Source organism: Kitasatospora sp. NPDC087271 (assembly GCF_044744605.1).
Taxonomy (GTDB): Bacteria; Actinomycetota; Actinomycetes; order Streptomycetales; family Streptomycetaceae; genus Kitasatospora.
In genome coordinates, this window is the sequence record NZ_JBIUYQ010000006.1 from 139,196 (window position 1) to 166,105 (window position 26,910).

23 protein-coding genes are annotated in these 26,910 nt (G+C 74.3%); 15 read left to right on the forward strand and 8 right to left on the reverse strand.

Annotated features, from left to right (window positions below):
• Window positions 1-86 precede the first annotated feature (86 nt).
• The 3 genes from ACIO9K_RS12725 to ACIO9K_RS12735 all read left to right on the forward strand — a co-directional run bounded on the left by ACIO9K_RS12725 (window position 87) and on the right by ACIO9K_RS12735 (window position 3,462).
• On the forward strand, window positions 87-1,466 hold the full coding sequence (locus ACIO9K_RS12725) for a serine hydrolase domain-containing protein (protein ID WP_400329164.1): 1,380 nt from the start codon (window positions 87-89) through the stop codon (window positions 1,464-1,466).
• A 350-nt stretch (window positions 1,467-1,816) separates the two neighbouring features.
• A complete protein-coding gene (locus ACIO9K_RS12730; RefSeq protein ID WP_363621831.1) occupies window positions 1,817-2,653 on the forward strand; it encodes a GNAT family N-acyltransferase in 837 nt (278 codons plus the stop codon).
• A complete protein-coding gene (locus ACIO9K_RS12735; protein ID WP_363585585.1) occupies window positions 2,650-3,462 on the forward strand; it encodes a lysophospholipid acyltransferase family protein in 813 nt (270 codons plus the stop codon). Before ACIO9K_RS12730 ends, ACIO9K_RS12735 begins: the two co-directional genes overlap by 4 nt.
• Before the next feature lie 50 nt (window positions 3,463-3,512).
• Here ACIO9K_RS12735 and ACIO9K_RS12740 read toward each other — a convergent pair whose 3' ends face one another.
• Window positions 3,513-5,150: an MFS transporter gene (locus tag ACIO9K_RS12740; RefSeq protein WP_400329169.1), complete on the reverse strand. Its 1,638-nt coding sequence runs from the start codon at window positions 5,148-5,150 to the stop codon at window positions 3,513-3,515.
• Between the two features lie 170 nt (window positions 5,151-5,320).
• Here ACIO9K_RS12740 and ACIO9K_RS12745 point away from each other — a divergent pair, with 170 nt between their 5' ends.
• From ACIO9K_RS12745 to ACIO9K_RS12755, 3 genes are all read left to right on the forward strand, one after another.
• The gene (locus tag ACIO9K_RS12745) at window positions 5,321-5,998 is read left to right on the forward strand and encodes a TetR/AcrR family transcriptional regulator C-terminal domain-containing protein (RefSeq protein ID WP_400329172.1); all 678 of its coding nucleotides are present in this window, start codon (window positions 5,321-5,323) and stop codon (window positions 5,996-5,998) included.
• Between the two features lie 120 nt (window positions 5,999-6,118).
• The gene (pip, locus tag ACIO9K_RS12750) at window positions 6,119-7,072 is read left to right on the forward strand and encodes a prolyl aminopeptidase (protein ID WP_400329175.1); all 954 of its coding nucleotides are present in this window, start codon (window positions 6,119-6,121) and stop codon (window positions 7,070-7,072) included.
• Between the two features lie 95 nt (window positions 7,073-7,167).
• Window positions 7,168-8,166, forward strand: coding sequence for a YdcF family protein (locus ACIO9K_RS12755; protein ID WP_363585589.1), 999 nt, complete (start codon window positions 7,168-7,170; stop codon window positions 8,164-8,166).
• A gap of 108 nt (window positions 8,167-8,274) precedes the next feature.
• Here ACIO9K_RS12755 and ACIO9K_RS12760 read toward each other — a convergent pair whose 3' ends face one another.
• The gene (locus ACIO9K_RS12760; RefSeq protein WP_400329178.1) at window positions 8,275-8,859 is read right to left on the reverse strand and encodes a PaaI family thioesterase; all 585 of its coding nucleotides are present in this window, start codon (window positions 8,857-8,859) and stop codon (window positions 8,275-8,277) included.
• 201 nt (window positions 8,860-9,060) lie between these two features.
• Between ACIO9K_RS12760 and ACIO9K_RS12765 the strand changes: the two genes are divergently transcribed.
• Complete coding sequence (locus ACIO9K_RS12765) at window positions 9,061-10,503, forward strand: PHB depolymerase family esterase (protein ID WP_400329181.1); 1,443 nt, start codon at window positions 9,061-9,063, stop codon at window positions 10,501-10,503.
• 23 nt (window positions 10,504-10,526) lie between these two features.
• On the opposite strand, the gene mca is transcribed toward ACIO9K_RS12765, so the two are convergent.
• Complete coding sequence (mca, locus tag ACIO9K_RS12770; protein ID WP_363621843.1) at window positions 10,527-11,468, reverse strand: mycothiol conjugate amidase Mca; 942 nt, start codon at window positions 11,466-11,468, stop codon at window positions 10,527-10,529.
• A 162-nt stretch (window positions 11,469-11,630) separates the two neighbouring features.
• On the opposite strand from mca, the gene ACIO9K_RS12775 reads away from it, so the two are divergent.
• The 4 genes from ACIO9K_RS12775 (at window position 11,631) to murQ (ending at window position 15,009) form a co-directional block, all read left to right on the forward strand.
• Window positions 11,631-12,389: a TetR/AcrR family transcriptional regulator gene (locus ACIO9K_RS12775; RefSeq protein WP_400329184.1), complete on the forward strand. Its 759-nt coding sequence runs from the start codon at window positions 11,631-11,633 to the stop codon at window positions 12,387-12,389.
• Window positions 12,390-12,485: 96 nt separating this feature from the next.
• Window positions 12,486-13,166, forward strand: a complete 681-nt coding sequence (locus ACIO9K_RS12780; protein ID WP_363621847.1) for a DUF6445 family protein — start codon at window positions 12,486-12,488, stop codon at window positions 13,164-13,166.
• Between the two features lie 156 nt (window positions 13,167-13,322).
• Window positions 13,323-13,940: an HAD family hydrolase gene (locus tag ACIO9K_RS12785; protein WP_400329188.1), complete on the forward strand. Its 618-nt coding sequence runs from the start codon at window positions 13,323-13,325 to the stop codon at window positions 13,938-13,940.
• A 166-nt stretch (window positions 13,941-14,106) separates the two neighbouring features.
• Window positions 14,107-15,009 (forward strand): N-acetylmuramic acid 6-phosphate etherase, encoded by a 903-nt coding sequence (gene murQ, locus ACIO9K_RS12790; protein WP_363621851.1) that lies wholly within the window; start codon window positions 14,107-14,109, stop codon window positions 15,007-15,009.
• A 25-nt stretch (window positions 15,010-15,034) separates the two neighbouring features.
• Here murQ and ACIO9K_RS12795 read toward each other — a convergent pair whose 3' ends face one another.
• A complete protein-coding gene (locus ACIO9K_RS12795; RefSeq protein ID WP_400329191.1) occupies window positions 15,035-15,682 on the reverse strand; it encodes a TetR/AcrR family transcriptional regulator C-terminal domain-containing protein in 648 nt (215 codons plus the stop codon).
• A gap of 122 nt (window positions 15,683-15,804) precedes the next feature.
• Here ACIO9K_RS12795 and ACIO9K_RS12800 point away from each other — a divergent pair, with 122 nt between their 5' ends.
• On the forward strand, window positions 15,805-17,106 hold the full coding sequence (locus ACIO9K_RS12800; RefSeq protein ID WP_400329194.1) for an MFS transporter: 1,302 nt from the start codon (window positions 15,805-15,807) through the stop codon (window positions 17,104-17,106).
• Window positions 17,107-17,144: 38 nt separating this feature from the next.
• On the opposite strand, the gene ACIO9K_RS12805 is transcribed toward ACIO9K_RS12800, so the two are convergent.
• Window positions 17,145-17,672 carry a YcxB family protein gene (locus ACIO9K_RS12805; RefSeq protein WP_400329196.1) on the reverse strand — a complete coding sequence of 176 codons (528 nt, stop codon included), beginning with the start codon at window positions 17,670-17,672 and terminating at the stop codon, window positions 17,145-17,147.
• A 207-nt stretch (window positions 17,673-17,879) separates the two neighbouring features.
• Between ACIO9K_RS12805 and ACIO9K_RS12810 the strand changes: the two genes are divergently transcribed.
• Window positions 17,880-19,319 (forward strand): hypothetical protein, encoded by a 1,440-nt coding sequence (locus ACIO9K_RS12810; RefSeq protein ID WP_400329199.1) that lies wholly within the window; start codon window positions 17,880-17,882, stop codon window positions 19,317-19,319.
• 215 nt (window positions 19,320-19,534) lie between these two features.
• On the opposite strand, the gene ACIO9K_RS12815 is transcribed toward ACIO9K_RS12810, so the two are convergent.
• On the reverse strand, window positions 19,535-21,004 hold the full coding sequence (locus tag ACIO9K_RS12815; RefSeq protein ID WP_400329202.1) for a glutamate synthase subunit beta: 1,470 nt from the start codon (window positions 21,002-21,004) through the stop codon (window positions 19,535-19,537).
• Window positions 21,005-21,241: 237 nt separating this feature from the next.
• Between ACIO9K_RS12815 and ACIO9K_RS12820 the strand changes: the two genes are divergently transcribed.
• Together ACIO9K_RS12820 and ACIO9K_RS12825 are read left to right on the forward strand one after the other, a co-directional pair.
• Window positions 21,242-21,922 carry a response regulator transcription factor gene (locus tag ACIO9K_RS12820; protein ID WP_400329205.1) on the forward strand — a complete coding sequence of 227 codons (681 nt, stop codon included), beginning with the start codon at window positions 21,242-21,244 and terminating at the stop codon, window positions 21,920-21,922.
• Window positions 21,919-23,310, forward strand: a complete 1,392-nt coding sequence (locus tag ACIO9K_RS12825) for a sensor histidine kinase (RefSeq protein ID WP_400329208.1) — start codon at window positions 21,919-21,921, stop codon at window positions 23,308-23,310. Before ACIO9K_RS12820 ends, ACIO9K_RS12825 begins: the two co-directional genes overlap by 4 nt.
• A 121-nt stretch (window positions 23,311-23,431) precedes the next feature.
• Here the strand turns inward: ACIO9K_RS12825 and efeB are convergent, their stop codons facing one another.
• The gene (gene efeB, locus ACIO9K_RS12830; RefSeq protein ID WP_363621866.1) at window positions 23,432-24,760 is read right to left on the reverse strand and encodes an iron uptake transporter deferrochelatase/peroxidase subunit; all 1,329 of its coding nucleotides are present in this window, start codon (window positions 24,758-24,760) and stop codon (window positions 23,432-23,434) included.
• Complete coding sequence (gene efeU, locus ACIO9K_RS12835; RefSeq protein ID WP_400329211.1) at window positions 24,760-26,829, reverse strand: iron uptake transporter permease EfeU; 2,070 nt, start codon at window positions 26,827-26,829, stop codon at window positions 24,760-24,762. Before efeU ends, efeB begins: the two co-directional genes overlap by 1 nt.
• Window positions 26,830-26,910: the final 81 nt, after the last annotated feature.

Here is a 26,910-nt window from a genome sequence, read left to right on the forward strand (position 1 = left end):
CGCCGACGGTCTCGTCGGCGGACCTCGTGGCAGACCACGCCGACGGGCCTCCCCGCCGGACCACGCCGAAGGATTCAGAGGATCAGATGACCGATCAGTCCGACGAACTGCTGCCGACCACCCGCCGCGCCCTGCTGCACCGGATCGCCGTCGCCCAGGCCGAAGGCCGCACGCCCTCCCTGGCCGCCGGAGTGGTCCGGGACGGCCGACTGGTCTGGAGCGGCGCCCGCAGCATGATCGACGGACACGCGCCGACCCCCGACGTCCAGTACCGGATCGGCTCGCTCACCAAGACCTTCGTCGCCGTGCTCGTGCTGCGGCTGCGCGACGAGGGCCTGCTCGACCTCGCCGACCCGCTCGCCCGACACCTGCCCGGCACCCCGGCCGACGGCGCGACCATCGCGCAACTGCTCGCCCACACCGCCGGGCTCGCCGCCGAGACCCCCGGGCCCTGGTGGGAGCGGACCGACGGCTCCCTGCGGCCCGGACTGGACGACCTGCTGGAGCCCGGCGCCGCGATCAAGCACCCGGCCGGGCGCCTCCACCACTACTCCAACCCCGGCTACGCGCTGCTCGGCGCGCTGGTCGAGCGGCTGCGCGGCGAGCCCTGGGGCGAGGTGCTGCGGCGCGAGGTGCTGGCACCGCTCGGCATGGACCGCACCACCCTGCTGCCCGAGCACCCGCACGCCGGGGGCTTCGCCGTCCACCCGTGGGCCGACGTCATGCTGCCGGAGCCGCTCACCGACACCGGGCTGATGGGCCCGGCCGGCCAACTCTGGTCCACCGTCGCCGACCTGGCCCGCTGGGCGGCCTTCCTCGCCGCCGGGGACGACAAGGTGCTGGCCGCCGACTCGCTCGCCGAGATGCGCCGGCCCGCCACCGGCCCCGACGACACGGCCTGGACCTCCGGATACGGCCTCGGCCTGCAACTGCGCCGCCACGAAGGCCGGGTGCTGTGCGGCCACACCGGCTCGATGCCCGGATTCACCGCCGCACTGTGGGTCAGCGATGAGGACGGCCTGGCCGCGATCGCCCTGTCCAACGCCACCACCGGCGCCGGCACCACCCTGGTGGCCACCCAGTTGATCACGCTGACCGCCGAGCACGAGCCCCGGCTGCCCGAGCCCTGGCGTCCGCTGCCCGAGGTCGACGAGGAGCTGCTGGCCCTCACCGGCCCCTGGTACTGGGGCACTTCGGCGCAGGCCCTGCGGCTGCGGGCCGACCGCGGCCTCGAACTGACCTCGCTCGCCGGCGGAGCCCGCAGCTCCCGCTTCCGCGCCGAGCCGGACGGCACCTGGACGGGGCTGGACAACTACTACACGGGCGAGACCCTGCGGGTGGTCCGGGCCGCCGACGGCACCGTCAGCCACCTGGACCTCGGCTCCTTCGTCCTCACCCGCGAACCCTACGGCCCCGCGCCCGTCATCCCGGGCGACGTCGACCCGCAGGGCTGGCAGGCCTTCTAGGTCCCGCCGGGGCGCGCGCTTCTCGGAGCACGCCGGTCGCGCGCAACATCACACCCGTCCACGGGAGTTCCGGGGGAATCCCGGGGGAGGGTGGCAGGCCCGGGCGCACAGGCGCCCGGGCTGTCCACCCCCGGCGGGCGAGCGCCCGGTGCCCGGCAGATGACCGGGAGGCGACGGGTGGTCCCATTCAGCAGTTGCACATCTGCGCTCCGCCGCACCGCAACATGGATGCCAACCGGCTCGGAGAGATATACGGGGACCGGTTCGCGTGCAGGCCCAACGCCTGCGGGCCGGGCCGGTGCCCTGGCGATCCAGGGCGCCGCCGATCGTGCTGCCCTGGAGGGTCCGCCATGACCACCGTCCCCACGTACGCTCCGACCGCAGTAGCCCCCACCCAGGACGCCCCCGCCGTCCCCGCCCCCCGCCGGCCGCAGGCCCCGGCCGCCTACACCGTCTCCCTCGCCCGCGACGCCGACGACGTGCGCGCCGCCCAGCGGCTGCGCCACCAGGTGTTCGCCGCCGAGCTCGGTGCCGTCCTGCACAGCCCGGTCGCCGGCCTCGACGTCGACCCCTTCGACGAGTTCTGCGACCACCTCCTGGTCCGCGAGGGCGAGCACGGCGCCGTCGTCGGCACCTACCGGCTGCTGCGCCCCGAGGCCGCCCGGCGGGCCGGACGGCTCTACTCCGACGGCGAGTTCGAGCTCTCCGCCCTGGCCCCGGTCCGCCCGGGCCTGGTGGAACTCGGCCGCTCCTGCATCCACCCCGACCACCGGGGCAACGGCGCCGTCATCAACCTGATGTGGGGCGGCATCGCCCGCTACCTCTCCGACACCGGCAACACCTGGGTCGGCGGCTGCTGCTCGATCCCGCTGGACGACGGCGGCGCCACCGCGGCCCGGGTCTGGGACACCGTCAGCGCCAAGTACCTGGCGCCCGAGCAGTACCGGGTCAGCCCGCGCCGCCGCTGGGACGCCACCGGCGTGCCGCGCGCCGAGCGCGGCGCGCTGCCCGCCCTGCTCCGCGGCTACCTGCGGCTCGGCGCCTGGGTCTGCGGCGAGCCCGCGTACGACCCGGACTTCGACTGCGTCGACCTGTACGTGCTGCTGTCGCTGGAGCGCACCGACCCGCGCTACCTGCGGCACTTCCTGTCCGGACTGCCCGCCCGGCCCCTCGGCGCCTCATCATGAGCGTCTGGCTGCCGACGGCCCCCTGCCGGCCCGAGACCTGCCTGGCCGAGACGGCGCCCGCCGTCTCGCACCCCCGGCGGGCGCTGCGGCTGGCGGCCTGCCTGGCGGCGGTGCTGGCGGGCGTGCTGCTCAGCTTGCCGCTGCGCCTCCTCCCGCACGGCACCCGGGAGCGGCTGATCCGGCTCTGGGCGCGCGTCCTGTTGCACACCCTCGGGGTCACCGTCCACCTCGGGACGCCGGGCGGCGCGCTCGGCGGCGGGACGCTCGTGGTGGCCAACCACGTGTCCTGGCTGGACATCCCGCTGATCGCGGCGGGCCGCCCGGGCCGTTCACTGGCCAAGACCGAGGTCCGCCGGTGGCCGGTGCTCGGGCCGCTGATCGCCTGGGGCGGCACCGTGTTCCTGGACCGCGACCGGCTGCGCGCGCTGCCCGACACCGTGGCGACGGTGGCCGAGGTGCTGCGCGCCGGCCAGCCGGTGATCGTCTTCCCGGAGGGGTCCACCTGGTGCGGGCGGGAGAGCGGCCGCTTCCGGCCCGCGCTGTTCCAGGCGGCGGTGGAGGCGGGCGCCTTCGTCCAGCCGGTGACGATCCGCTACCGGCTGGCGGACGGACGGCCGACCAGCGTGCCCGCCTTCATCGGCGACGACGGACTGCTCACCTCGCTCGCCCGGGTGGTCGCGGTGCGCGGTCTGGTCGCCGACGTGACGTTCCTGCCGCCGATTCCGCCGCCCGCGCCGCAGGCCACCCGGGCGGGGGCGCGCCGGGAACTGGCCCGCACGGCGCAGGCGGCGGTCGAGGGCATCCGCTGACGTGGCGTCGGCACGCGGATCGGTCAGACCGGTCAGGTCGGCCGGACCCGTCAGGTCGGTCGGACCGTCCGGGCCTCGGCCAGCGGCTCCGGACCGGAGTTCGGGCCGAGGTCGGACGGGCCGGGGCCGGGGTCCGACACGGAGTCGGGGGCTGATTCCGGGAGGCCGGTGCCGCTCTGGGCGAGCGGGCGGGCCCGGCCCAGCAGGACGGCGACCAGGACGGCGGTGACGACGAGCGCGGCCGCACCGCAGCGCGCCGCGAGGTGGAGGCCCTCGATGAAGGCGCCGTTCACCGCGTCCTGGACCGGGCCGGGCAGCACGGCGGCCGCGCCGCCACCGCCGTGCCCCGCCCCGGCGGGCGCGTCCGCGATCGGGCCGACGGCGTCCGGCGGCACGCCGAGCCGGTGCAGGGCCGCGGTCAGGCTGTCGGTCATCCGGTTGGTCAGCACGGCGCCGAGCACCGCGATCCCGAGGACGCCGCCCAGCTCGCGCAGGGTGTTGATGCTCGCCGAGGCCATCCCGGTCTGCGCCGGGGCGACCCGTTGGAGCACCGCGATCGACACCGGGGTGAAGGTCATCCCCATCCCGAGGCCCATCGCGAACAAGGTCCACAGGTACTCGACGTAGTGGGCGTGCTCGCCGTAGAGGGACAGCCCGCCGAGGCCCGCCGCACACAGCACGAGACCGAGCACCAACGGCAGCCGGGGCCCGTACCGTGAGGTCAGCCGGCCGGAGAGCGGGGCGGCGACGACGATCATCCCGGTCATCGGCAGCCCGGCGTAGCCGGCGTCGGACGGGGACCAGCCGAGCGGGCCCTGCATCAGCAGCGGCAGGAAGAAGAGCGCGCCGAAGATCCCGAAGCTGACCATGAAGCCGCTGAGCAGCGCGCCGCCGAGGGCGCCGTCGCGGAACAGCCGCAGCTCCAGCATCGGTTCGGCGAGCCGCAGTTCGAGCACCAGGAAGGCGGCCAGCAGCACGAGCGCCGCGGCGCCGCAGAGGAGCACCCGGGTGTCCGTCCAGCCACGGGTCGGCCCCTCGATCAGCGCGTAGACCAGCAGGCCGAGGCCCGCGGCGGAGAGGACGAGGCCGCCGAGGTCGATCCGCCGGGCACGCGGGGGGATGTCCGGGAGCACGCGGGCGGCGAGCACCAGTCCGGCCACGCCGATCGGCACGTTGATCCAGAAAACGCTGGCCCACCCGAGGTGCTCGACCATCGGCCCGCCGACCACCGGGCCGATCGACAGACCCAACGCGGAGACCCCGGACCAGAGGCCGATCGCCCTGGCGCGCTCGCGCTCGTCGGTGAAGACGTGGCGCAGCAGGGCGAGGCTGCCCGGGGTGAGCAGCGCGGCCCCGACGCCTTGCAGCATCCGGGCGCCGACCAGCAGGCCGATCGTTCCGGCGAGCGCGGCGAGCGCGGAGCCGACCGTGAACAGCGCGAGGCCGAACCGGAACATCCGGGTGCGGCCGTGCCGGTCGCCGAGCGCGCCGCCGGTCAGCACGAACCCTGCGTAGACGAGGCTGTATCCCTCGACGACCCATTGCAGGCCGCTGATCCCGGCCTCCAGGTCCTGGCCGATGCGGGGCAGGGCGTTGTTGACGATGACGTTGTCCAGCATGGACATGAACATGGTGACGCAGAGCGTCAGTAGCGCGAGCCGTTTGCGCCGGGCGCTCGACTCCTGCATGGGAACCCTCCCGATTCCTGGCCCCTAACAGCGTTAGGGAGTGGTGCGGCACGCACAGAGTGCCCCTAACGGTGTTAGATTGCAAGCGGGATCTCGCGACGGGCACTCGCCACGGACAGTCGCCACGAGACTCGCGACCGGATGAGACCGTTGGAGGCGTCCGCACAGCCATGCCGGAGAACGACGACACGACACCGCCGCTGACCAGGGACGCGCTGACCCAGGCCGCGCTGCGGGTACTGGAACGGGACGGCCTCGACGGGCTGTCGATGCGCAAGGTCGCCGCCGAGGTCGGCGTCAAGGCGGCCTCGCTGTACTGGCACGTCCGCAACAAGCAGGAACTGCTCGACCTGCTCACCGACGCGGTGATGGCCTCGGCCGAACCCCCGCCGCGCGAGGGCGGGTGGCGCGAGCAGTTCCACGCCTACTGCTGGCGCTACCGCCGACTGCTGCTCGACAAGCGCGACGCCGCCAAGGTCGTCTCGGGCCGCCTCTCCCCCGGTCCCCACCTGCTCGGCCTGATGGAGGACCAGCTCGACCGGCTCCGCGCGGCCGGTTTCTCCGACGCCGACGCCGCCATGGCCACCTACCTGCTGGGCGCCTTCGTCCAGGGGTTCGTCCTCCAGGAACAGTCCCCGATCTCGGCCGCCGAAGTCCTCGGCACCAGTCGCCGGGACATCGCCGACGCCACCGGAGACCGCTTCCGCGCCCTGCCCGCCGACACCTTCCCCAACCTCGTCGCCCTGGCCGACGACCTCACCGAACCCGACATGGACACCCGCTTCGAGTTCTGCGTGCAACGCGTCCTCGACGGGCTCGCGGCCCTGCTGCCCTCCGAACGGCGCTGACCCCACCACGGCGGGCCCGGCCGGCCGGGCCCCCGCCCCGGGCCCGCCGAAAATCCGCGGCCCGGCCTGCGAGCGCCCGCTAGGGTCTGTCCGGCCGCACGTCCACGGAGGAGTTCCGCGATGCCCGAGTTGCACCCCCACTACGAGCCCTACGCACACGGCCTGCTGGACGTCGGAGACGGTCAGCGGATGCACTGGAACGCCTCCGGCAACCCGGCTGGCAAACCCGCCGCGATCGTGCACGGCGGGCCCGGATCCGGCCACCGGCCGGGCACCCGACGGTACTTCGACCCCGAGCGGTACCACGTGGTCCAGTTCGACCAGCGCGGCTGCGGACAGAGCCTGCCGCACGCCGCCGACCCGATGACCGGGCTGGAGCACAACACCACCGAGCGGCTGATCGCGGACATGGAGCGGCTGCGCGAACACCTCGGCATCGAGAAGTGGCTGCTGTACGGCGGCTCCTGGGGCTCGACGCTGATCCTCGCCTATGCCCAGGCCCACCCCGAGCGGGTCTCCGAGATCGTGCTCTGCGGCGTCACCACGACCCGCCCCGAGGAGACCGACTGGCTCTACCGGGGCGTCGCCCGCTTCCTGCCCGGCCCGTGGGAGGAGTTCCGGAACTTCCTGCCGGCCGCCGACCGCGACGGTGACCTGGTGGCCGCCTACAGCCGGCTGCTCAACAGCCAGGACGAGACCGTCCGGCGGGCCGCCGCGAACGCCTGGGCCACCTGGGAGGACGCCGTCATCGCGCACGAGGCGCTGGGCAAGCCGAACGCCTACAGCGACCGCCCCACCGACGCGCTGATGGCGTTCACCCGGATCACCGCGCACTACTTCGCGCACCACGCGTTCCTGGCCGACGGCCAACTGCTGCGCGACGCCGGACGGCTGACCGGCATCCCGGGCGAACTGATCCACGGCCGCCTCGACCTCGGCTCGCCGCTCGACACCGCGTGGCGGCTGGTCCGGGCATGGCCGGAGGCCCGACTGACCGTCATCGACGAGTCCGGGCACACCGGGAGTCCGGCGATGACCGAGGCGGTCCTCACAGCGATCGAGCGGTTCGCCTGACCGGTCCGCCCGGCCAGTCCCGCCCGGCCGGTTCGGGCGGACGATTCGGGCAGACGGCCGGTTCGCGCTAACGGCCTCCGCCTACGATACGAAGCATGATCGCCTATGTCCCAGCCGCCCTGTTCTTCCTGTTGTTCGGAGTCGGGGTACTACGCGACCGCCGCCAGTTCAGCAATGCCGTCCTGCTCGGCATCGCCGTCTCCCTGCTCGCCCTCGCCCTGCTCGCCGAGCTGCGCAAGGCGCCCACGCTGGTGATGGGACTGGCAGCGGTGGCGATCATCCTGCTGCCGGCCCTCGGCACGGCGGCCCTGGTCTGGTTCCTGATCGCCAACGGCCTGACCATGATCCGCAAGGAGGGCAGACGGCCCGCCAACCTGCTGTCCCTCCTCGCCGGGCTGGGCATCCTCGCCGTCATCGCGCTGCTGCTCGCGGCCCTGGCCACCCGCTCGCACCAGCTGGGCGTCCTGGCGGGCACCGCCGTCCTGGTGGTCGGCTACATCTCCTTCCTGTTCGTCTGCTTCGTCGGCTACGCGTTCCTCTACGGCCGCCACCGGCCGCGCCGGAACGTGGACTTCGTGGTCGTCCTCGGCTCCGGCCTGATCGGCGGCGAGCGCGTCCCGCCGCTGCTGGCCAGCCGGCTCGACCGGGGCCGGGAGGTGTACGACAAGCAGGCCGCGCGCGGCAACCCGCCGGTGCTGATCACCTCCGGCGGCCAGGGCCCGGACGAGAAGCTGCCGGAGTCCCACGCGATGGCCGACTACCTGACCGGGCGCGGCTTCCCGGCCGAACACATCGAGCGCGAGGACCGCTCCCGCACCACCGAGGAGAACCTGCTCTTCAGCAAGGCCATCATGGAACAGGCCAAGCCCGACTACCGCTGTGTCGTGGTCACCAACAACTTCCACGCCTTCCGGGCGGCGCTCACCGCTCGCAAGACCGGCGTCAACGGGCAGGTGTTCGGCTCGCCGACCGCCGCGTACTACTGGCCGAGCGCGACGATCCGCGAGTTCGCCGCCGTGTTCCTCTCCCACAAGCTGGTCAACTTCGGGATCTGCGGCCTCCTCGCGCTCTGCGGGCTGCTCGCGGCCCTCTGAACCGCAGCCGACCCCGGGCCCCGGCCGCCGCAGCGACCGGGGCCCGGCCGCACCTTCAGCCGAACCTCAGCCCAGGCCTCCGATCAGGCCACCGGTCAGGCCATCAAGTCAGGCCACCGGGCGGGGCGCCAGGATCGCGCAGGTGGTGGTGGCGTGCGCGTAGAGCTTGCCGTTCTCCACCCCGACCACCCTGGCCTCGGCCGTCGCCATCGTCCGGCCCAGATGCAGCACCAGCCCCTCGCAGCGCAGCGGCCCCGAGTCGGCGAACAGCGGGCGCAGCATGTGGACGTTCAACTGCGTGGTGGTGTAACCGATCCCGGCGGGCAGCCGGCTCAGCACGGCGCAACCGAGCGCCGAGTCGAGCAGGGTGGCGAGGTAGCCGCCGTGCACGGTGTTCATCGGGTTGTAGAGGTGGTCGCCGAGTTCGCCCTCGAACACTGCCGTACCCGGCTTCACCTCGGTCAGGTGGAACCCCAGGGTGCTGCAGATCGCGGGCTCCTGAATCCGGCCCGCGAGGATCTCGTGCAGAATCTCCTCTCCGCTCAGGTGTGGGAAGGCGGAGATCGGCGGGCCTGCCGTCCAGGTGTGCGTCCGGGTCCGGGGCGCCTGGCCCTCCAGGGACTGCTGGCCTTCAAGGAGCTCCTGGCCCTCCGGGGACGTCGCGCCGCCGGGGTCTGCCTCGTTCGTCGTCATGGGATCAACCTGCCCTGTTCGCGCACGCCCCTCAAGTGCCTTCCGGGGTACGGCCGGCGCGCGTCCCCCTGGCATCGGACCATGGCGGTCCACGCCATGGCGGCGCGGTGGACCTCGGGTGGCCGTCACATGGCACCGGGGCGCGGGGCGCGCCACGCTGCACGGCATCCGCCCCCACTCCTCCCCCACCCAGGAGCCCTCATGTCTCTCCGTCCTGCCGCCGCCGCGTTGCTGACGGCCGCCGCACTCGCGATCGGCACCACCGCACCCGCCCCGGCTGCGGCCGACACCGTGAGCGGGACCTTCCAGCAGGTCACCGGATTCGGCGCCAATCCGGGAAACCTGGCGATGTACTCCTACACCCCCGCCGGACTGCCGAGTGGCGCGCCGCTGGTGGTCGCGCTGCACGGCTGCCTGCAGACCGCCAACGACTACTACCGCAACTCCGGTTGGACGACCTTCGCCGACCGGTACGGCTTCGCGGTCGTCTTCCCGCAGACCAGCAGTGCCAACAACAGCCTCTCCTGCTTCAGCTGGTTCGACGCGACCAAGGACGCCCGGGGCGCCGGCGAGGCCGAGTCGGTGATCGAGATGGTCGCCAAGGCCAAGGCCCTGTACGGCTCGGACGACCGGCGGGTGTTCGTCACCGGACTGTCGGCCGGCGGCGGGATGGCCTCCGACCTGCTGGCCGACTACCCGGACGTGTTCGCCGGCGGGGCGATCGACTCCGGCCTCCCGGCCCAGTGCGCGACCACCCAGGGCGCCGCCTCCGGCTGCCAGAACTCCGACCAGGGGCTCACCCCGGCCCAGTGGGGCGACAAGGTCCGGGCCGCGTACCCGGGCTACGCCGGGCCCTGGCCCCGGGTGGCGATCTGGCAGGGCGGCGCGGACACCGTGGTCAGGCCGGTGAACGCGACGGAACTGCGCGACCAGTGGACCAACGTCCAGGGTGTCGGCCAGAGCCCGACCAGCACCCGGAGCCTGCCGGGCGGCACCACCGAGGAGGTCTACGCCGACGCGGGCGGGCGGCCCGCCGTGGCGCTGTTCACCATCGCCGGGATGGGCCACGGGCTGGCCGTCAACCCCGGCTCCGCAGCCGACCAGTGCGGGGCCACCGGCAGCTACTTCCTCAACACGATCTGCTCCAGCTACTACACCGCGCAGTTCTGGGGCCTCGACGGCGGCACGGGGCCCACCAACCCCGGCCTGCCCGCCCCGACCGGGCTGACCGCCACCCCGGCGGGCCAGGGCTCGATCGCCCTCGCCTGGCAGGCCGTCAGCGGGGCCGCCTCCTACCAGGTCTACCGGGACGGCGCGATGGCGGGCAGTGCCACCGGCCCGTCCTTCACCGACACCGGGCTCGCCCCCGGCACGTCGTACGGCTACACCGTGGCGACGGTCGACCCGTCGGGGGCCGTGGGCACCCGATCGGCGGCGGTGACGGCGACCACCGGCGGCGGCGCCGAGCAGTGCTTCACCGACAGCAACTACAACCAGGTCCGGGCCGGGCGAGCCACCCAGAGCGGCGGCTTGACCTACGCACTCGGCTCGGGCCAGAGCATGGGCCTCTGGAACACCTTCGTGACGCACACCCTGAAGCAGACCGGCCCGGGCTACTTCGTGCTCGCCGACGGCCAGTGCTGACCGGGCGAAACCCGACCTCCGGCTCATCCGTCCCCCTCTCCTTGGCGCAGCCCCGCCCCTTCTGAGCGCAGCCCGGCGAACAGGTCGGTCTCGGGCCCCTCGCCCTCGCCCGGCACCAGGCTCCGGGCGAGGTGGTAGTCCTCCGTCGGCCAGACCTCGCGCTCGATGTCCCGCGGGTGGGCCATGAACGCGACCCCGGGCTCGATCTGGGTGGCGTGCGCCAGCAGTGCCGCGTCCCGTACGGCGAACTGCTCGGCGCACGCGATCCGGGTGGTGGTGGCGAGGGCGGGCGGGGTGTCCGGCCAGTCCGCGAGCAGTGCGCCCATGCCCGAGGGGACACCCCGCTCCGTCATCGCGTCGTGCAGGGTCTGGAACCAGGCTCTGGAGAGCGCCAGGTGGTAGTAGAGCTTCGCCGCCTGCCAGGGTTCCCCCGCCTCGGGGTGGCGGCCCGGGTCGGCGGCGGCCTCGAAGGCCTCGACCGTGACCTGGTGGGTCATCACGTGGTCGGGGTGCGGATACCCCCCGGTCTCGTCGTAGGTGACCACCACATGCGGACGGAACTCCCGGATCAGGGCGACCAGCGGCGCCGCGGCGCCCGCCACGGGCTGGTCGGCGAAGCAGCCCGCTGGCAGCGGTTCGCCCGGGCCCGGCATGCCCGAGTCCACGAAGCCGAGGAACTGCTGGCGCACGCCGAGGATGCCCCGGGCGACCGCCATCTCCTCGCTCCGGATCCGGGCGAGGTCCGCCCGGACCTCGGGGCGGTCCATAGCCGGGTTGAGCACCGAGCCGCGCTCACCGCCGGTACAGGTGGCGACCAGGACGTCCACTCCCTCGGCCGCGTACCGCGCGAGGGTGGCAGCGCCCTTGCTGGACTCGTCGTCGGGGTGGGCGTGGACGCTGAGCAGGCGGAGCCGCCCGGCGTGCTGGGTGAACATGGCGCCTCCGTACGTGGCCGATGTGGTCATGTGCCCTCCCCGGGTCGTCCGTCCGGCGGCCACTCCGACCGCCCGGAAGGAACTTAGGACGAACCCAGCAATTAGGTCAAGCCTAATTCCTGGGTCCGACCCAGCGAACTGCGCTACGCTGCCCCCATGACGGAACCAACGACGGAAACCACGACGGAAACCGTGACGGAACCCACGATGGGCACGACGGGGCCCACGACGGGGCCCGGGGCCACCCCGACCCTGCGCGAGCTCAACAAGCGCCGCACCCGCGAGGCGATCTCGCACGCCGCGACCAGGCTCTTCATCGACCAGGGCTTCGACCGCACCACCATCGCCGAGGTCGCGACGGCCGCCGGCGTCGCCAAGATGACCGTCACCAACCACTTCCCGCGCAAGGAGGACCTCCTCCTCGACCTGCACGAGGAGATCGTCGGCCGGCTCGCCCGGGCGGTCGCCGAGCGTGCGCCCGGCGAGTCCGCCCTCGCCGCGCTGCGCCGCGACTGCCTGGCCGGCCTCGACCGGCACGACCCGCGGCTCGGCTTCTCCGGCCCGGCGTTCGCCCGCACCGTTTCCGACAGCCCAGCCCTGGTCGCCCGGCTGCGCGAACTACACGAGCAGAGCGAGGCCGCCCTGGCCGAGGCCCTGGCCGGGGCCATCCGCCCCACGACGACAACCGGCACTCCGTCCGGCACTCCGTCCGGCACATCGCCCGACACACCGGTCAGCACACCGGCCGGCCCACCGGTCGACTTCGAGAGCCGGGTGGCCGCCGGGCTCCTCGCCGCCGTCGACCGCACGGTGTTCACCGAAGTGTTCCGCCGGCTGCTGGCCGGCGACGAGGCCGCCGCCATCACGGCGGCGGTGCGCCCCTCGGCCGTCCGGGCCTTCGACCGATTGGAGGGCGCCCTGGGCACCTTCGCCGTCCGGCCGGGCTCCTGACCTGCGGCGCGAGGCGCCCGCCCATGGACAGCCCTTGACGAAAGGTTGACCTGCTCACGGCAGAAGGTTGACGACCGCCGCCCCTATCGTCGGCCCATGCCCTCACAGCCCATCAGGCCCACCACCCTGCCGGTCCTGCCCTACCGCAAGCCCACCCGAGGCCGGGACTACTGGGTCCTGGACAACGTCCTCACCGACCCGGACGCCGTCCGCGAGCGCTGTCTGGCCCGTGGCGACTGGACCGAAGGCTACCCGTACCGCCCCGAGACCTGGCCCGGCCTGCGCACCATGCCCGGCCTGGAGCCCGACGAGCTGGCCCGGGTGGAGGCCCTGGTCCGCAAGGCCACCGGCGCTTCCCGGCTCTGGGTGCAGAGCACCCCGGGCGGCGGCACGCTCAACCACAACTGCGTCCAGGTCGTCGGCGCCGGGGAGTCGGAGTCCCGCCCGCACACCGACTCCCGCGCGCTCTGCCGCTACGCCGCCGTGCTCTACCTCAGCCCGGGCGCGCCGAAGGACGCCGGCACCAGCTTCTTCCGCCAGCAGTTCCCCGGCGGACGCCTCGGCGGGAACCTCGTCAACGCGCCGCACAACAATCTGGTCGAGGCGCTCGGCACCCGCCACGTGCCCGCCGACCACTTCACCGAGGACGTCCGCGTCCCCAACCGCTACAACCAACTGCTCCTCTACCACGCCAACCTCATGCACAGCGCGACCTCCTACTACGGCACCGAGCTGCCGGAGCGTCGGATGACGGCCGTCTTCTTCTGGATGGCCTGACGGGCCCGCAGCACGCCCTGCCGCCGACGCGGACGCCGAACGCGCTCGCCGGAACCTCCGAGGACTCACCGCCCCCTTGACCCGGCCCCGCCCGCACCCCTGAGAGTGGCATGGGCGGGCCGCGCCACGGCGGCCGCAGCGGAGAGGGGACCACCCGTGAACGCACCCTGCCTCATCCTCGACATCGGCGGCGTCCTGGAGTACACGCCGAGGACGGGCTGGCCGGAGCGCTGGGAGCGCCGGCTGGAGCTGCCGCCGCACGCGATCGACGAGCGGCTGCGGGACGTCTGGCGGGCCGGCGCGATCGGCGGCATCACCGAGCCGGAGGTGCGCGAGCAGGTGGCCGCCCGGTTGCACCTGGGCCCGGCCCAGGTCGAGGCCTTCATGGCCGACCTCTGGGAGGAGTACCTGGGCACGCCGAACGAGGAGCTCATCGCCCACGTGCGCGGACTGCGCGGGCGGGCCCGGCTCGGCATCCTCAGCAACAGTTTCGTCGGCGCCCGCGAACGCGAGGTCCCGCTCTACCGGTTCGACGAGCTGGTGGAGCACATCGTCTACTCGCACGAGATCGGGACCGGCAAGCCCGACCCGCGTGCCTACGAGATCACCTGCGCCGCCCTGGGCGTCAGCCCGGTCGACTGCCTCTTCGTCGACGACCACGCGCCCAACGTCGAAGCCGCCCGGGCGCTGGGCATGCAGGCCCATCTGTTCGAGGACAACGCACCCGCCATCGCCCGCATCGCCCGTCACCTCGGCGACGGCGACGCCCGTTGACGGGCTGGGCACTCCGCACGAGGAAGGCATCACGGGCACACCGGTCGCTCCCACCGCGCCTTTCCCGGCGTCCGCCATGGCGCCGCCACGACCGAGGACCCGGAGACCACCGCCACGCGCGGCCCCGCGCCGATTGGCGACCGCCATGTCCGGGGACGCTGGCCGCATGGACCAGGACGCCCTACCGCCGACCGAGACGATCCGCCCCGACTGGGCCGGGATCGACCAGCTGCCGACCACAGACCTGCTCCGCCTGATGAACGCCGAGGACCGCACCGTCCCCGCCGCGGTGGCCGGGGAGCTGGTCCGGATCGCCGCCGCGGTGGACGCCACGGCGGCACGGATGGCGGCCGGTGGGCGACTGGTCTACGCCGGGGCGGGGTCCGCCGGGCGGCTCGGAGTGCTGGACGCCGCCGAGTGCCCGCCGACGTTCGGCACCGGTCCGGGCCTGGTGGTGGGCCTGATCGCGGGGGGCGGGACTGCCGTGACCGGGGCCGTCGAGGGCGCCGAGGACCGCCCGGAGCTGGCGGCGGCCGAGCTGGCCGCGCTCCGGCTCACCCCGGCCGACACCGTGGTGGGCGTCTCCGCCTCCGGCCGCACGCCGTACACGGTGGCGGCCGTCCGGACCGCACGGGCGGCCGGGGCGCTGACGGTCGCACTGGCGTGCAACCGGGGCTCGGCACTGGTGGCGGCGGCCGAGCTGGGGATCGAGGTGGAGGTCGGCCCGGAGGTGCTGGCGGGCTCGACCAGACTGAAGGCGGGCACGGCACAGAAGCTGGTGCTCAACATGCTGTCGACGGCCGTCATGGTCCGGCTCGGCCGGACGTACGGCAATCTGATGGTCGACGTCCGGGCCACCAACGCCAAGCTCCGCGCACGGGCCCACCGGATCGTCACGGAGGCCACCGGCGCCGACGAGGCTGCGGTCCGCCACGCGCTCGCCGCCACCGGAGGCCGGGCCAAGGACGCGATCCTGGTCCTGCTCGCGGACGTGGACGCGCCGACCGCCGCCCGGCAGCTCGCCGCCTCCGGCGGGCGGCTGCGCGAGGCACTGCACCCCCACCGTTAGGCGCTGTCCGGCCGATCACGGCCGGTCACGCGGGGCCATCCGTCCCGAGCGCCTCGCGCGCGATCTCGGCCCGGAAGCCCTCGATCAGGACGCGCAGCCCGTACTCGAAGTCGGCGTCGTGGTCGGTCATGCGCAGCACGTCGGCCGCCTCGCGCAGCAGCGGGAGGTCGCGCAGGGCCTCGTCCGGGAAGGGCGGCCGGGCGCGGTCGGCGGCGTCCTGTCGCCAGGCCTGCTCCTCGGTGACCCAGCCCATGATGTAGCGGTCGATGGTGAGCAGCAGCCGCAGCGCGGTGCGGGGCCGCAGGCCGGCCTGCCGGAGAGCGTCCAACTGGGCTTCGACGGCGGGCAGTTCGTCTTCGGTGGGCAGCGTTCCGGCGTGCACCCGGGCGCCGTCGCGGTAGGCGAGCAGGGCGTGGCGCTTGGCGCGGGCGTCGGCGGCGAGCCAGTCCGGCCAGTGCCCCGGATCCGGGCTGCGGTCGGCCGGGAGGGCCTCGGCGAGCATCGCCTCGGCCATCAGGTCGAGCAGTTCCCGCTTGTTCTTGAAGTGCCAGTACAGCGCGGGTGACTGGACGCCGAGTTCGCGGGCGAGCCGCCGGGTGGTCAGGCCGTCGATGCCTTCCTCGTCGAGTACGCGCAGCGCGGTGCGCACCACCTCGTCGCGTTGCAGTGCCACCGCCGACCACCTCTCCGTTATCCGCTTGCCCACTCCACCTTATCGCCGATAAGTTCCGAGCTGGAATTTATCGGCGGTAAGGAGAGCCGTCGTGATCGACGGCCCGAAGGGACCACCACCCCATGACCCCAGGAACGGACCGTCCCAGGTCCCGACTGCTGCCGAACACCGCGCCCTGGCGGTCCTCCCGCGACTTCCGCCTCACCTGGACGGCCGGCACCGTCACCCTGCTCGGCTCCGTCCTCACCATGACGGCGATCCCGCTCCAGATCGCCGACCTCACCGGTTCACCACTGGCCGTGGGCGCGGTCGGCGCCGTCGAACTCCTGCCGACCATCGTGTTCGGCCTCTACGGCGGCGTCCTCGCCGACCGTGCCGACCGCCGCACCGTCGCCCTGGTCACCGAACTCGCCCTCGCCGCACTGAGCGCCCTGCTGCTCGCCAACGCGCTGCTCGGCACGCCCGCGCTCTGGCCGCTGTACGCAGCCGCCGGACTGGCAGCGGCACTGCAGGGCCTTCAGCAGCCCTCGGCGGAGGCGATGATCCCCCGGCTGGTGCCGCCCGACCAGCTGGTGGCGGCGGGCAACCTGCTCTCGCTGCGCTGGAGCATCGCCGGCCTGGCCGGCCCGGCCACCGCCGGGCTGCTGATCGCCGCGGCCGGCGTCCCGGCCGCCTACCTGGTCGACCTCGGCACCTTCCTGGTCTCGATCGCCCTGCTGGCCCGGGTCCGGCCCGTCCCCTCGCAGCGGGACGCCGAGGCACCGCGACTACGGGAGTTCGTCGACGGCGCCCGGTACGCGGCCCGCCGCCCCGACCTGCTGGGCACCTACCTCGCGGATCTCGCGGCCACCGTCTGCGCCCTGCCGACCGCACTGTTCCCCTTCCTCGCCCAGGAGTTGGACGCGGTGTGGGCGCTCGGCCTGCTCTACTCGGCCGCTGCGGCGGGCGGCCTGCTCGCGGCCGCCACCGGCGGCTGGACCGAGCGGGTGCACCGGCACGGCCGGCTGGTGCTGCTCTGCGCCGCCCTCGTCGGCGCGGCGACGGCCGCGGCCTCGATCGCCCCCGGCCTGTGGGCCGTCCTGCTCTGCCTGCTCGTCGCGGGCGGCGCCAACCAGATCGGCGACACGTTCCGCAGCGCGATCTGGAACCAGTCCATTCCGGACGAACTTCGGGGCCGCGCCGCCGGCCTGGAGATGCTGATCGGCTCCGCCGGGCCCGCCCTCGGGGACCTGCGGGCCGGCGGCCTCGCCGCCCGGCAGGGCATCCGCGTCGCGCTGCGCACCGGCGGCCTGCTCTGCATGGCCGGCACCGCCGCCCTGTCGGCCGCGCTGCCCGCGCTCTGGCGCTACGACCAGCGCGACCAGCGCGACCAGCGCGACCACCTCGACCAGCCCCACCAACCCGACCAACAACCCGCGCCATGACCGCCCATCTCGACAGCGGCGTACCGGGGCGCCGCCCCTCAGTCCCGGGCGGGCACCGTGGCGTGCCGGGCGATCAACGCGCCGAGCCGGCCCGGGTCGCCGGTGCCGCGCTTGGGCAGCAGGGTCAGCACGTGCGTCTGCTCGTCCCCGCCCAGCAGGACGAAGAGTCCGGGCGTCTCCAGGTAGTACGGAAGCTCCCGCCAGGCAAGTTCGGCGCTGGACACCGCGTTGGTGACGGTCACCCCGGCCTCGCCGAGGACGATCCGGAACTCACCCTTGTCCGCCGCCATCCGCCGCACCTGACGCAGTTGCAGCCAGGGCAGTCCGACCACCAGCAGCAGCGCGGCCGCGAGCATCACCAGCGCCGGTGGGCCCACCGTCCGGTCGGCGACCGAGAGCACCACCGCACCGGCCCCGGTGCAGGAGGCGGTCAGGTACCTCGACCGCCGGGACCGTCGACCCGCCGCCGTACCCCGGGCCCGGGCCGCGAAGGCCGCCCGGAAGTCCGCGGTCGTCGGCGTGTAGCGGACCTCGACCGACTCCTCCACCCGCTTGCCACCGTCCACCCGAACCCCCTCCGACGCATCTGCCGCCGGATGCTAGCAAAAGCCGTGTGCACCCGATCCATCACCCTCTCCGTCTCCTCCCGGTGACGCGATTCCGCCGCTCCCGGGCGGGCATCGTTGACCTCCCGCCGCACTCGGCGGTTGGCTCGCCACGAGCCGGCCGCCGGGGAATTCGACGCGGCCGGCCGCACCCAGGGGAGGAACCGGATGACTCGCACACGTTCCGCACCACACCTGCTGCGCGCGGCCGGCGCGCTGGCGGCGGCCGCGCTGGCCGCCGTCACGGTGGCGACGCCCGCCCAGGCGGACGCGCCGCGCGGCCGCACCGAACGGGTGTCCGTCGGGCTCGGCCAGAGGCAGCCCGACGGCGCCTCGGACGCCGCCGGTCTGAGCGCCGACGGCCGCTTCGCCGTCTTCACCTCGAAGGCCGCCAATCTGGTTCCCGGCGACACCAACGGCAAGTCGGACGTCTTCGTCCGGGATCTGTGGACCGGCCGGACCGAACGGGTCAGCACCGGCGCGAACGGCGCCCAGGCGGCCGACGACTCCTTCAACGCCACGATCAGCGGCGACGGCCGCTACGTGGCGTTCAGCTCCTACGCCACCAACCTCGCCCCCGGCGGGAACCTCGGCTTCGAGGACGTCTACGTCCACGACCGCTGGACGGGGACCACCGAGCTGGTGTCCACCGGACACGACCCGGCCAAGCCGCAGGCCGGCCGGCAGTCCAGCCACCCGTCGATCAGCTGGGACGGCCGGTACGTCGCCTACCAGTCCAACCGCTCCGACCTGGCCCCCGGCACGGTCACCTGGACGGGCGGCAACATCTACGTCACCGACCGCTCGACGGGCGGGACCCGCCCGGTCAGCGTCGGCGCGGACGGAACCGAGGCGAACGCCTCCTCCGCCGAGCCGGTGATCAGCGGGGACGGCGGCTCGGTCGGCTTCATCTCGAAGGCCACCAACATCATCGGCCAGGACAAGCCCGGCGCCCTCGCCGCGAAGGCCGCCGCCGAGCTCGACGGCGTCTCCGACGAGGAGTTCGTCCGCGACTCCTTCCGGCACGACGACCAGCCGACGATCCTCAAGCCCCGCTTCTACCCGCTCTACGTCCGCGACCTCCGCGACGAGCAGAGCGTCCTGGTGAGCACCGACGGGGCGGGCGGCTACCGCGGGGCGGCCTCCCCGGCGCTCAGCCGGGACGGCCGCTACGCCGTCTACTCGGCGCTGCTCCAGGACGGCAACGGCCCCCGGGGGCACCACTTCGAGGTGTACGTCCGCGACCTGGAGGAGGACACCGAGACCCTGGTCAGCGCCGGGCTCCCGGGGACGAAGACCTCCGGCGACTCCTACCACGCGCAGATCACCGCCGACGCCCGCTGGGTCTACTTCGACTCCGACGCGGCGAACCTGGTGCCAGGGGACACCAACAACGCCGGGGACGTCTTCCGGCGCGACCTGCGGACCGGCCGCACCGAGCGGGTCAGCGTGGCGACGGACGGCTCGCAGACCGCCGGCGCCTCGGAGCGGCCGTTCATCGACGCCCTCGGCACCACGGTGCTGTTCACCTCCGAGGACGGCACGCTCGTCCCGGGCGACACCAACCAGGCCCCTGACGTCTTCCTCCGCCGGCTGCCGCTGCTCTGACCCGAAACCGACCGGGCCCGGCCCCGCTCACCGCACCGGCAGCAGATACCCCACACCGCAATGGGTTGCGCGGAGGTGCGGCCGGGCCGCCGGGCCCGCCCGCACGCCCCTCAGAGCAATGAACGCCCGCACGCCCCTCAGCGCGTGTGCGCCCGCACGCCCCTCAGCGCGTGTGCGCCCGCACGCCCCTCAGCACGTGACCGCCCGCACGCCCCTCAGAGCGTGAGCGCCCGTGCCGACGCCCGGATCGGCGCCGGGAGTTCGGTGCCGCCGCGCAGATGGCGGTCCACCGCCGCGGCCACCGCCCGCCCCTCGGCGATCGCCCACACGATCAGTGACTGCCCGCGCCCGGCGTCCCCGGCGACGAAGACGCCCGGCGCGCCGGTGGCGAAGTCGTCGTCCCGGGCCAGGGCGCCGTCCGGGCCGGTGGTGAGGCCGAGTTGGGCGATCAGCCCCTGGTCCGGCTCCGGGCCGCTGAAGCCCAGTGCGAGCAGCACCAGCTCCGCCGGGATGCGCCGCTCGGTGCCGGTCCGGGGGCTGCGGTCGGCCGGTTCGGCCTCGGCGAAGCGGACGGCGGCCAGCCGGCCGTCCGGTCCGGCCTCGAAGCCGACCGTGGTCGCCGCGAACACCCGGGGACCGGCCGCCGCGGCCCCCGACTCCTCGTGCGAGGTGGTCTCCCGGTACACCTTCGGGTGGACGGGCCAGGGCTGCTCCGGCGCCCGGCACACCGGCGGACACGGGTTGATGTCGAGCTGGGTGACGGAGGCCGCGCCCTGGCGCAGCGCCGTCCCCAGGCAGTCGGCCGCGGTGTCCCCGCCGCCGACGATCACCACGTGCCGACCCTCGGCGGACACCGGCGGGGCCGCGCGGTCGCCCTCGTCGACCCGGTTCGCCCAGGTCAGGTAGTCGATCGCCTGGTGCACGCCGGGCAGGGCGCACCCCGGCACCGCCAGCTCCCGGCAGGCGGTCGCACCGACCGCCACCACCAGCGCGTCGCACCCGGCCCGCAGCTCCCCGGCCGCGAGGTCCCGGCCGACGAACACCCCGGTGCGGAAGTCCGTGCCCTCGGCCCGCATCTGGTCGAGCCGCCGGTCCAGCCGGTGCTTCTCCAGCCGGAACGGCGGGATCCCGTAGCGCAGCAGCCCGCCAGGACGGTCGGCCCGCTCGTACACCGTGGTGGCGTACCCGGCCCGGGTCAGCTGTTGCGCGGCGGCCAGGCCCGCCGGGCCCGAGCCGACCACGGCCACCCGCCACCCGGCGCCCCGATCGGGCGGCTGCGGCAGGTCCCAGCCCTCTTCCCAGGCCCGGTCGGTGATCGCCAGCTCGACGTTCTTGATCGCCACCGCCGCGCCGTCGATCGCCAGCACGCACGCGCTCTCGCAGGGTGCCGGGCAGAGCCTTCCGGTGAACTCGGGGAAGTTGTTGGTCGCCAGCAGCCGGGCGGCGGCGGCCCGCCAGTCCGCGTCCGCCACCAGCCGGTTCCACTCCGGCACCAGGTTTCCCAGCGGGCAGGCGTGGTGGCAGAACGGCAGCCCGCAGTCCATGCACCGGCCCGCCTGCCCGCCCACCACCGGCAGCGGCGTCCGCGGCCGGTACACCTCCCGGGAGTCCCCCAGTCGCTGCTGTGCGTCCCGCCGCTCGCGCTCGGCGCGCGGGGTGGTGAGGAAGGCCATCCGGTCTGCCATCGCGGCCTCCGGCGGGGTGTGCCGACAAGGACCCGGCGGCGCCCCCGGCGGACACGCCACCGTGTGGCCACCGTACGCCCCTCCCCGGCGCTGCGAAAGCCGCGGCCGGCACGGCCACCGGCCGGGCCCCGACCCGCCGGACGCCGCCCTCGCCCAGGCCCTTCCCCCAGACCCGTCACGCGCCGCCGCCCGGACCCGCCGGACGCCGCCGTGGGCGCGCCGGGGAGAATCGGGGCCATGACCCACACCGTGCTGATCGCCGAGGACGACCGGGCCATCCGCGACTCCCTCACCCGCGCCCTCCAGCTGGAGGGCTACCGGGTGAGCACCGCCGCGGACGGCGCGCAGACCCTGGCCGCCCTCACGGAGCAGCGCCCGGACCTGCTGGTGCTGGACGTGATGATGCCCGGCCCGGACGGCCTGGAGGTCTGCCGCCGCCTGCGCGCCGACGGCGACCGCACCCCGGTCCTGATGCTCACCGCCCGGGTCGAGGTCCCGGACCGGATCGCCGGGCTCGACGCCGGGGCCGACGACTACCTGGTCAAGCCCTTCGACGTGGACGAGCTGTTCGCCCGCCTGCGCGCCCTGCTGCGCCGCAACCCGCCCGAACCCGCCGGGGGCGTCCTCACGGTGGCCGACCTGCGGGTCGAGCCGCACGCCCGGCGCGCCTGGCGGGCCGGGCAGGAGCTGGAGCTCTCCCGGACCGAGTTCGACCTGCTGGAGCTGCTGACCCGGCACGCGGGTTCGGTGCTCGACCAGGCCACGGTGTACGAGCGGATCTGGGGCTACGACTTCGGCCCCGGCTCGAAGAACCTCGCGGTGTTCATCGGCTACCTGCGCCGCAAGCTGGACCGGCCCGGCCTGACACCGCTGATCCACACCGTCCGCGGCGTCGGCTACACGCTGCGCGAGTCGTGACCGGCCGGGGCCGGTCGCGGCCGCGGCCGCTGTGGCCGCGCCCGGGGCTGCGCACCACCGTCTCGCTCGCCTTCGCCGCGATGGCCGCCCTGGTCGCGGTGCTGATCGGCGCGCTCGGCTACCACTCCGCCGCCCGGCTGATCCGGGACGACGAGGGCGCCGACTTCACCGCGGCCGTCCAGGCGGTGCACCAGCAGGTCGGCCGGGAGATGCTGTTCCCCGGCGACTTCAACGGCACGGGCGGCCTGAGCGAGGATCTGCTGCGCCCGATCCGGGTCACCTCGCAATCCCTCGGCCCCGACGGGGAGGTGCTGCCCGGCACCGCCCGGATCGACCTCCGGCCGACCCCGGAGGACCGCTCCCTCGCCCGCTCCGACGACCCCGGCCAGACCTCGTCCGGGCTCCGGCGCGTGCACGGCGACACCTACCGGGTGGCCGTGGTCTCGCTCGGCGGCAGCCGCGGCGCGGTCCAGATCGCCCAGCAACTGGGCCCCACCGAGCACCTGCTGGCGACGCTGCGGATCCGTACCGGGGTGTCGGTGGCGGTGGTCGCGGTGCTCGCGGGCGGGGCCGGCTGGCTGCTCGCCCGGCGGATCACCGGCCGGCTGGTCCGGCTCACCGACGCGGCCGAACTGGTCGCCGCCAGCGGACGGTTGGACGTTCCGGTACCGGCCGCCGGAACGGACGAGGTCGGCCGGCTCGGCCGGGCCTTCGACCGGATGCTGGGCCGGCTCGCCACGGCCAAGGAGAACCAGCGCCGGCTCGTCCAGGACGCCGGGCACGAGCTGCGCACCCCGCTGACCAGCCTGCGCACCAACCTCTCGGTCCTGCCCGGCCTGGACCGCCTGCCGCCCGCCGAACAGGCCGCACTGATGGCCGATCTGGCCGAGGAGGCGAGGGAGTTGACGCTGCTGGTGGAGGAGCTGGTGGCGCTCGCCGCGGACCGGAAGGCCGACGAGGAGCCGACCGAGCTGGTGCTGGCCGAGCTGGTGCGCGAGGCCGCCGCACAGGCCCGGCGGCGCAGCGGCCGGGAGATCACCGTGGACGCCGACGACACGGTGGTCACGGCCCGCCCGGACGCGCTGGCCCGGGCGGTGGGCAACCTGCTGGACAACGCCGCCAAGTTCGACCCGGCCGGGACGGCCCCGATCGAGGTGGTGGTGCGCGGCCGCCGGGTCGAGGTGCGCGACGGCGGGCCGGGGATCGACGAGGCCGACCTCTCCCGGGTCTTCGACCGCTTCTACCGGGCCACCGCCGCGCGCAGCCTGCCCGGTTCGGGGCTGGGCCTGGCCATCGTGCACGAGGTGGCCGGCTCGCACGGCGGCGAGGCCTTCGCCGCCAACCGGGACGGCGGCGGCGCGGTGATCGGCTTCACCCTCGGCCCGTAGGGCGTGTCCTCGACCTCCCGTCCGCGTGGCGGCTCCGGGGCACGCGCAACGCCGCCGGGCCCCGGGCACGCGGCAGCGCCCGGGGCCCGGCGGCGTCACGTCGGCCGCCGTGGGACCGCCGTCAGACCGCCGCGAGCAGCCCGCGCCCGAGCCAGTCGGCGTTGTCCTTCACGCCCGGCAGGACGAAGAAGTACCCGCCGCCGGTCGGCGAGATGTAGTCGACCAGCGGCTCGTCGATGAGCCGGGTCTGGGTGGCCTCGAACTGCCGCACCACGTCCTGCTGGTAGCAGCAGAACACCAGGCCCATGTCCAGGTTGCCGGCCTGGTCGACGCCCCGGTCGTAGTTGAAGCCGCGGCGCAGGATGCGCGAGGTGTCGGTGTCGGCGGTGCGCGGGTTGGCGAGCCGGATGTGCGCCTTGAGCGGGATCGCCTTGCCCTCCGGGTCCTTGCCGTAGTCCGGCGCGTCGGTCTCCTGGCGGCCGTCCAGCGGCGCGCCGGTGTCGCGGCGGCGGCCGAACATCTTCTCCTGCTCGGCGAGGGTGACGCGGTCCCAGAACTCGATCAGCATCCGGATGATCCGGATCACCTGGTAGCTGCCGCCGGTCGCCCAGGCGGGCTCGCCCAGCCCGTCGGTGATCCAGATCAGCCGGTCCATCTCGCGGGCGGAGGTGGTGTCGGGGTTGACGATGCCGTCCTTGAAGCCGAGCAGGTTGCGCTGGGCGCCGTCCGGGCGGGACTCGCTCTGGAAGCCGTCGATCCGCCAGAGGATCTGCATCGCGCCGCGGGTGTGCCGGGTGATGTCGCGCAGCGCGTGCAGCACGGTGTCCTGGCGGTCGGCGCAGATCTGCAGCGAGAGGTCGCCGTGGAGTTCGGCGGCCTGCAGATTGTCGTTGGGGAAGGTCTTCATCGGGGCCAGCTTGGTCGGCTTGGCCTTGGCCAGCCCGTACCGGTCGTCGAACAGCGAGGCGCCGACGCCGACCGTGACGGTCAGGTTGTCGGTGGGCACGGTGGGGCCGAGGATGCCGCTGTCGGCGGGCGGCGCGCCGACGCCGAGGTCGGGCGGGGTGCCGCCGGCGGTGAGGAAGCGGATCCGCTCGGTCAGGGTCTTGAGGAGGTCCTCCAGGCCCTTGCGGTCCTGGGCTATCACCTGGCAGGACACGAAGGCGGCGTAGCCGGGGGCCGGGGTGGTGACGCCGGCCTGGTGGTCGCCGTGGAACGGGACGACTCCGCTCTTCGCCTGGCGGCTGTCCCCGGCGGAGGCCGGGCCGGCCGCCAGGGTGAACGCCCCGCCCGCCATGACGGCCGCTCCGGCGCCGGCGCCGAGGGCGGTCCGGACGAAGCTGCGGCGGGCCGGACCGGCCGGGCAGCCGCCCTCGGCGACGGCCGGGGCGGACGCGGCGGCGTGCGGGAACGGGCAGGAGCCTCCGGTGGCAGCGGTGTGGTCGGTCATCAGGCGGCCTTCCGGATCTCGAGCAGGGCGGGGATGGGGGCGAGGTCTTCGAGCAGTTGGCCGGTGGCGCCGTTGAGCTGGCGGCGGGCGTCGGCGGGGAGCTGCTCCAGTGCGGTCCAGCCCTCGGGCTTGTGGGCGGCGGCGACCAGATCGCCGACCCGCTTCATCCCGGCGTCGACGCGGGGGAGCAGCTGGGGGTCGCGCTCGTCGAGCAGCGGCTGCAGGACGGTCAGCAGTTCCCGGGTGCCGGCCAGGTTGGCCTGGGCGGTGGCCAGGTTGGTGCCGCTGCCCTGGTCGGTGTCGCCGGTGAGCTCGAACTGGAGGGTGTTCTCCAGGATCTCGTGGGCGCGCAGCGGGAGGTCTCCGGGGTCGAAGTCCTGGCCGGGGAAGTCCTGCCCGAGCTTGGCGACGTCGGCGGCCAGCTGGTCGGCGACGGGCGTCAGGTCGGCGGCGGACTGGCCGTGCCACAGGCCGTACTCCAGGCGTAGGAAACCGGTGAAGTCCTTGTCCTGGGCCTTGTCGGCGAGCCCGTCGGGCCGGCCGTCGATCTTGCCGTCGAGTTCGGCGAAGGTGCCGTAGGCGGCGCCGAGCGAGGCGTACTGGAGGTGGGCGGTGAGCCAGTCGGCCTTGGCGGTGGCGAGGTCGCCGCCGTGGACGTCGGCCTGGAGCTTCTGGGTCTGCGTCAGCAGGGTCGCGAGGCCCTTGCCGACGTAGTCCTTGTAGGCGTCGAGCGGGCCATTGAGGTCGTCCTCGGCGACCGGCTTGACGGCCTTGACCTGGCCGCCGCCGGTGACGTGCACGGCGGCCGAGGTGACGGACGTGCCGCCGGTGGGCACGCAGCGCCAGGCGTAGTCGCCGGAGCCGATGGTCGCGGTCAGCGCGCGGGTGGTGCCGGGGGCCAGGCCCTCGATCTCGCCGTAGACGGCGCCGCTGGCCGGGTTGACCAGGTAGACCTCGGAGACCTTGTCCCCGGTGTTGTGCATCTGGAAGACCTGCTGGCCGGGCAGCGGGGTGCTGAAGCCCTTGCCGCACTCCTGCTCGGAGACGGACACGGTGGCGGAGCTGCCCTGCTTGCCGTCGCTGACCGCGATCACGGCCCCGGCGACCACCACCGGCACCGCGACCAGCGCGGTCGGCACGGCCCAGCGCGGCCGTCCGGACCGCACCGGCCCGGCGGCCTCGGGCGCGGCCGCCCCGGCCTTCTCGCCCTGCGCCGCCTCGCCCTGCGCCGCCTTCCCGGCGGCCGGAGCGGTCTTGCCGCCGCGGACGCCCTCGACGAACAGCGTCATCACGATGCACAGGTAGGCGAGGTAGCCGACGACCTGGAGGACCGTCATGGTGACGGTCAGGTTGAGGGTGCCCTGCACCAGCGTGGCGTACCAGGACGAGGCGTCCAGTTGGCCGCTCAGGTCGAAGGCGTACGAGCTGCCGCCGCCGACCAGCCCGGACTCCTGCAAGTCGCGCAGGCCGTAGCCGAGCACGCCCGCCGCGACCACGATCAGGCCGGCGCCGGTGATGGTGAAGAACCGGGTGAGGTTCATCTTCAGCGCCCGCCGGTACAGGCCCCAGCAGAGGCCGGCCGAGAGCACCAGGCCGACGGCCGCGCCGAGCAGCGGCCCGGTGGACTCCCCGGCGGTGCGCACGTTGGTCCACAGGAAGAGCGAGGTCTCCAGGCCTTCGCGGCCGACGGCCAGGAAGCTGGTGAGCACCAGCGCGCCGGCGCCCATCGCCAGCGAGGCCTGCACCTTCTCCTTCAGCTCGGCGGAGAGGGTGCGCGCCGAGCGGCGCATCCAGAACACCATCGCGGTGACGAAGCCGACCGCGATCAGGCTCAGCACCCCGCCGAACGCCTCCTGGGCGTGGCCGGAGAGGTTGGCGGCGGTGAAGGTGAGCACCGCACCGAAGCTGAGGCTGAGCGCGATCGCCGCCGCGACGCCGGTCCACACCTGCGGCAACCGGGCCTTGTGCCCGAAGCGGACGAGCGTGGCGACCAGGATCGACACGATCAGTCCGGCTTCCAGACCCTCGCGCAGCCCGATCAGAAAGCTGGGAAACGCCTCATCCCACATGCAGCGGGCTCCTCCCCCGGTCACCCCGGGTCGTACCTGAACTCGGCGGCCCGCCGCGGGTGGCGGCGGCGCGGCACAGCC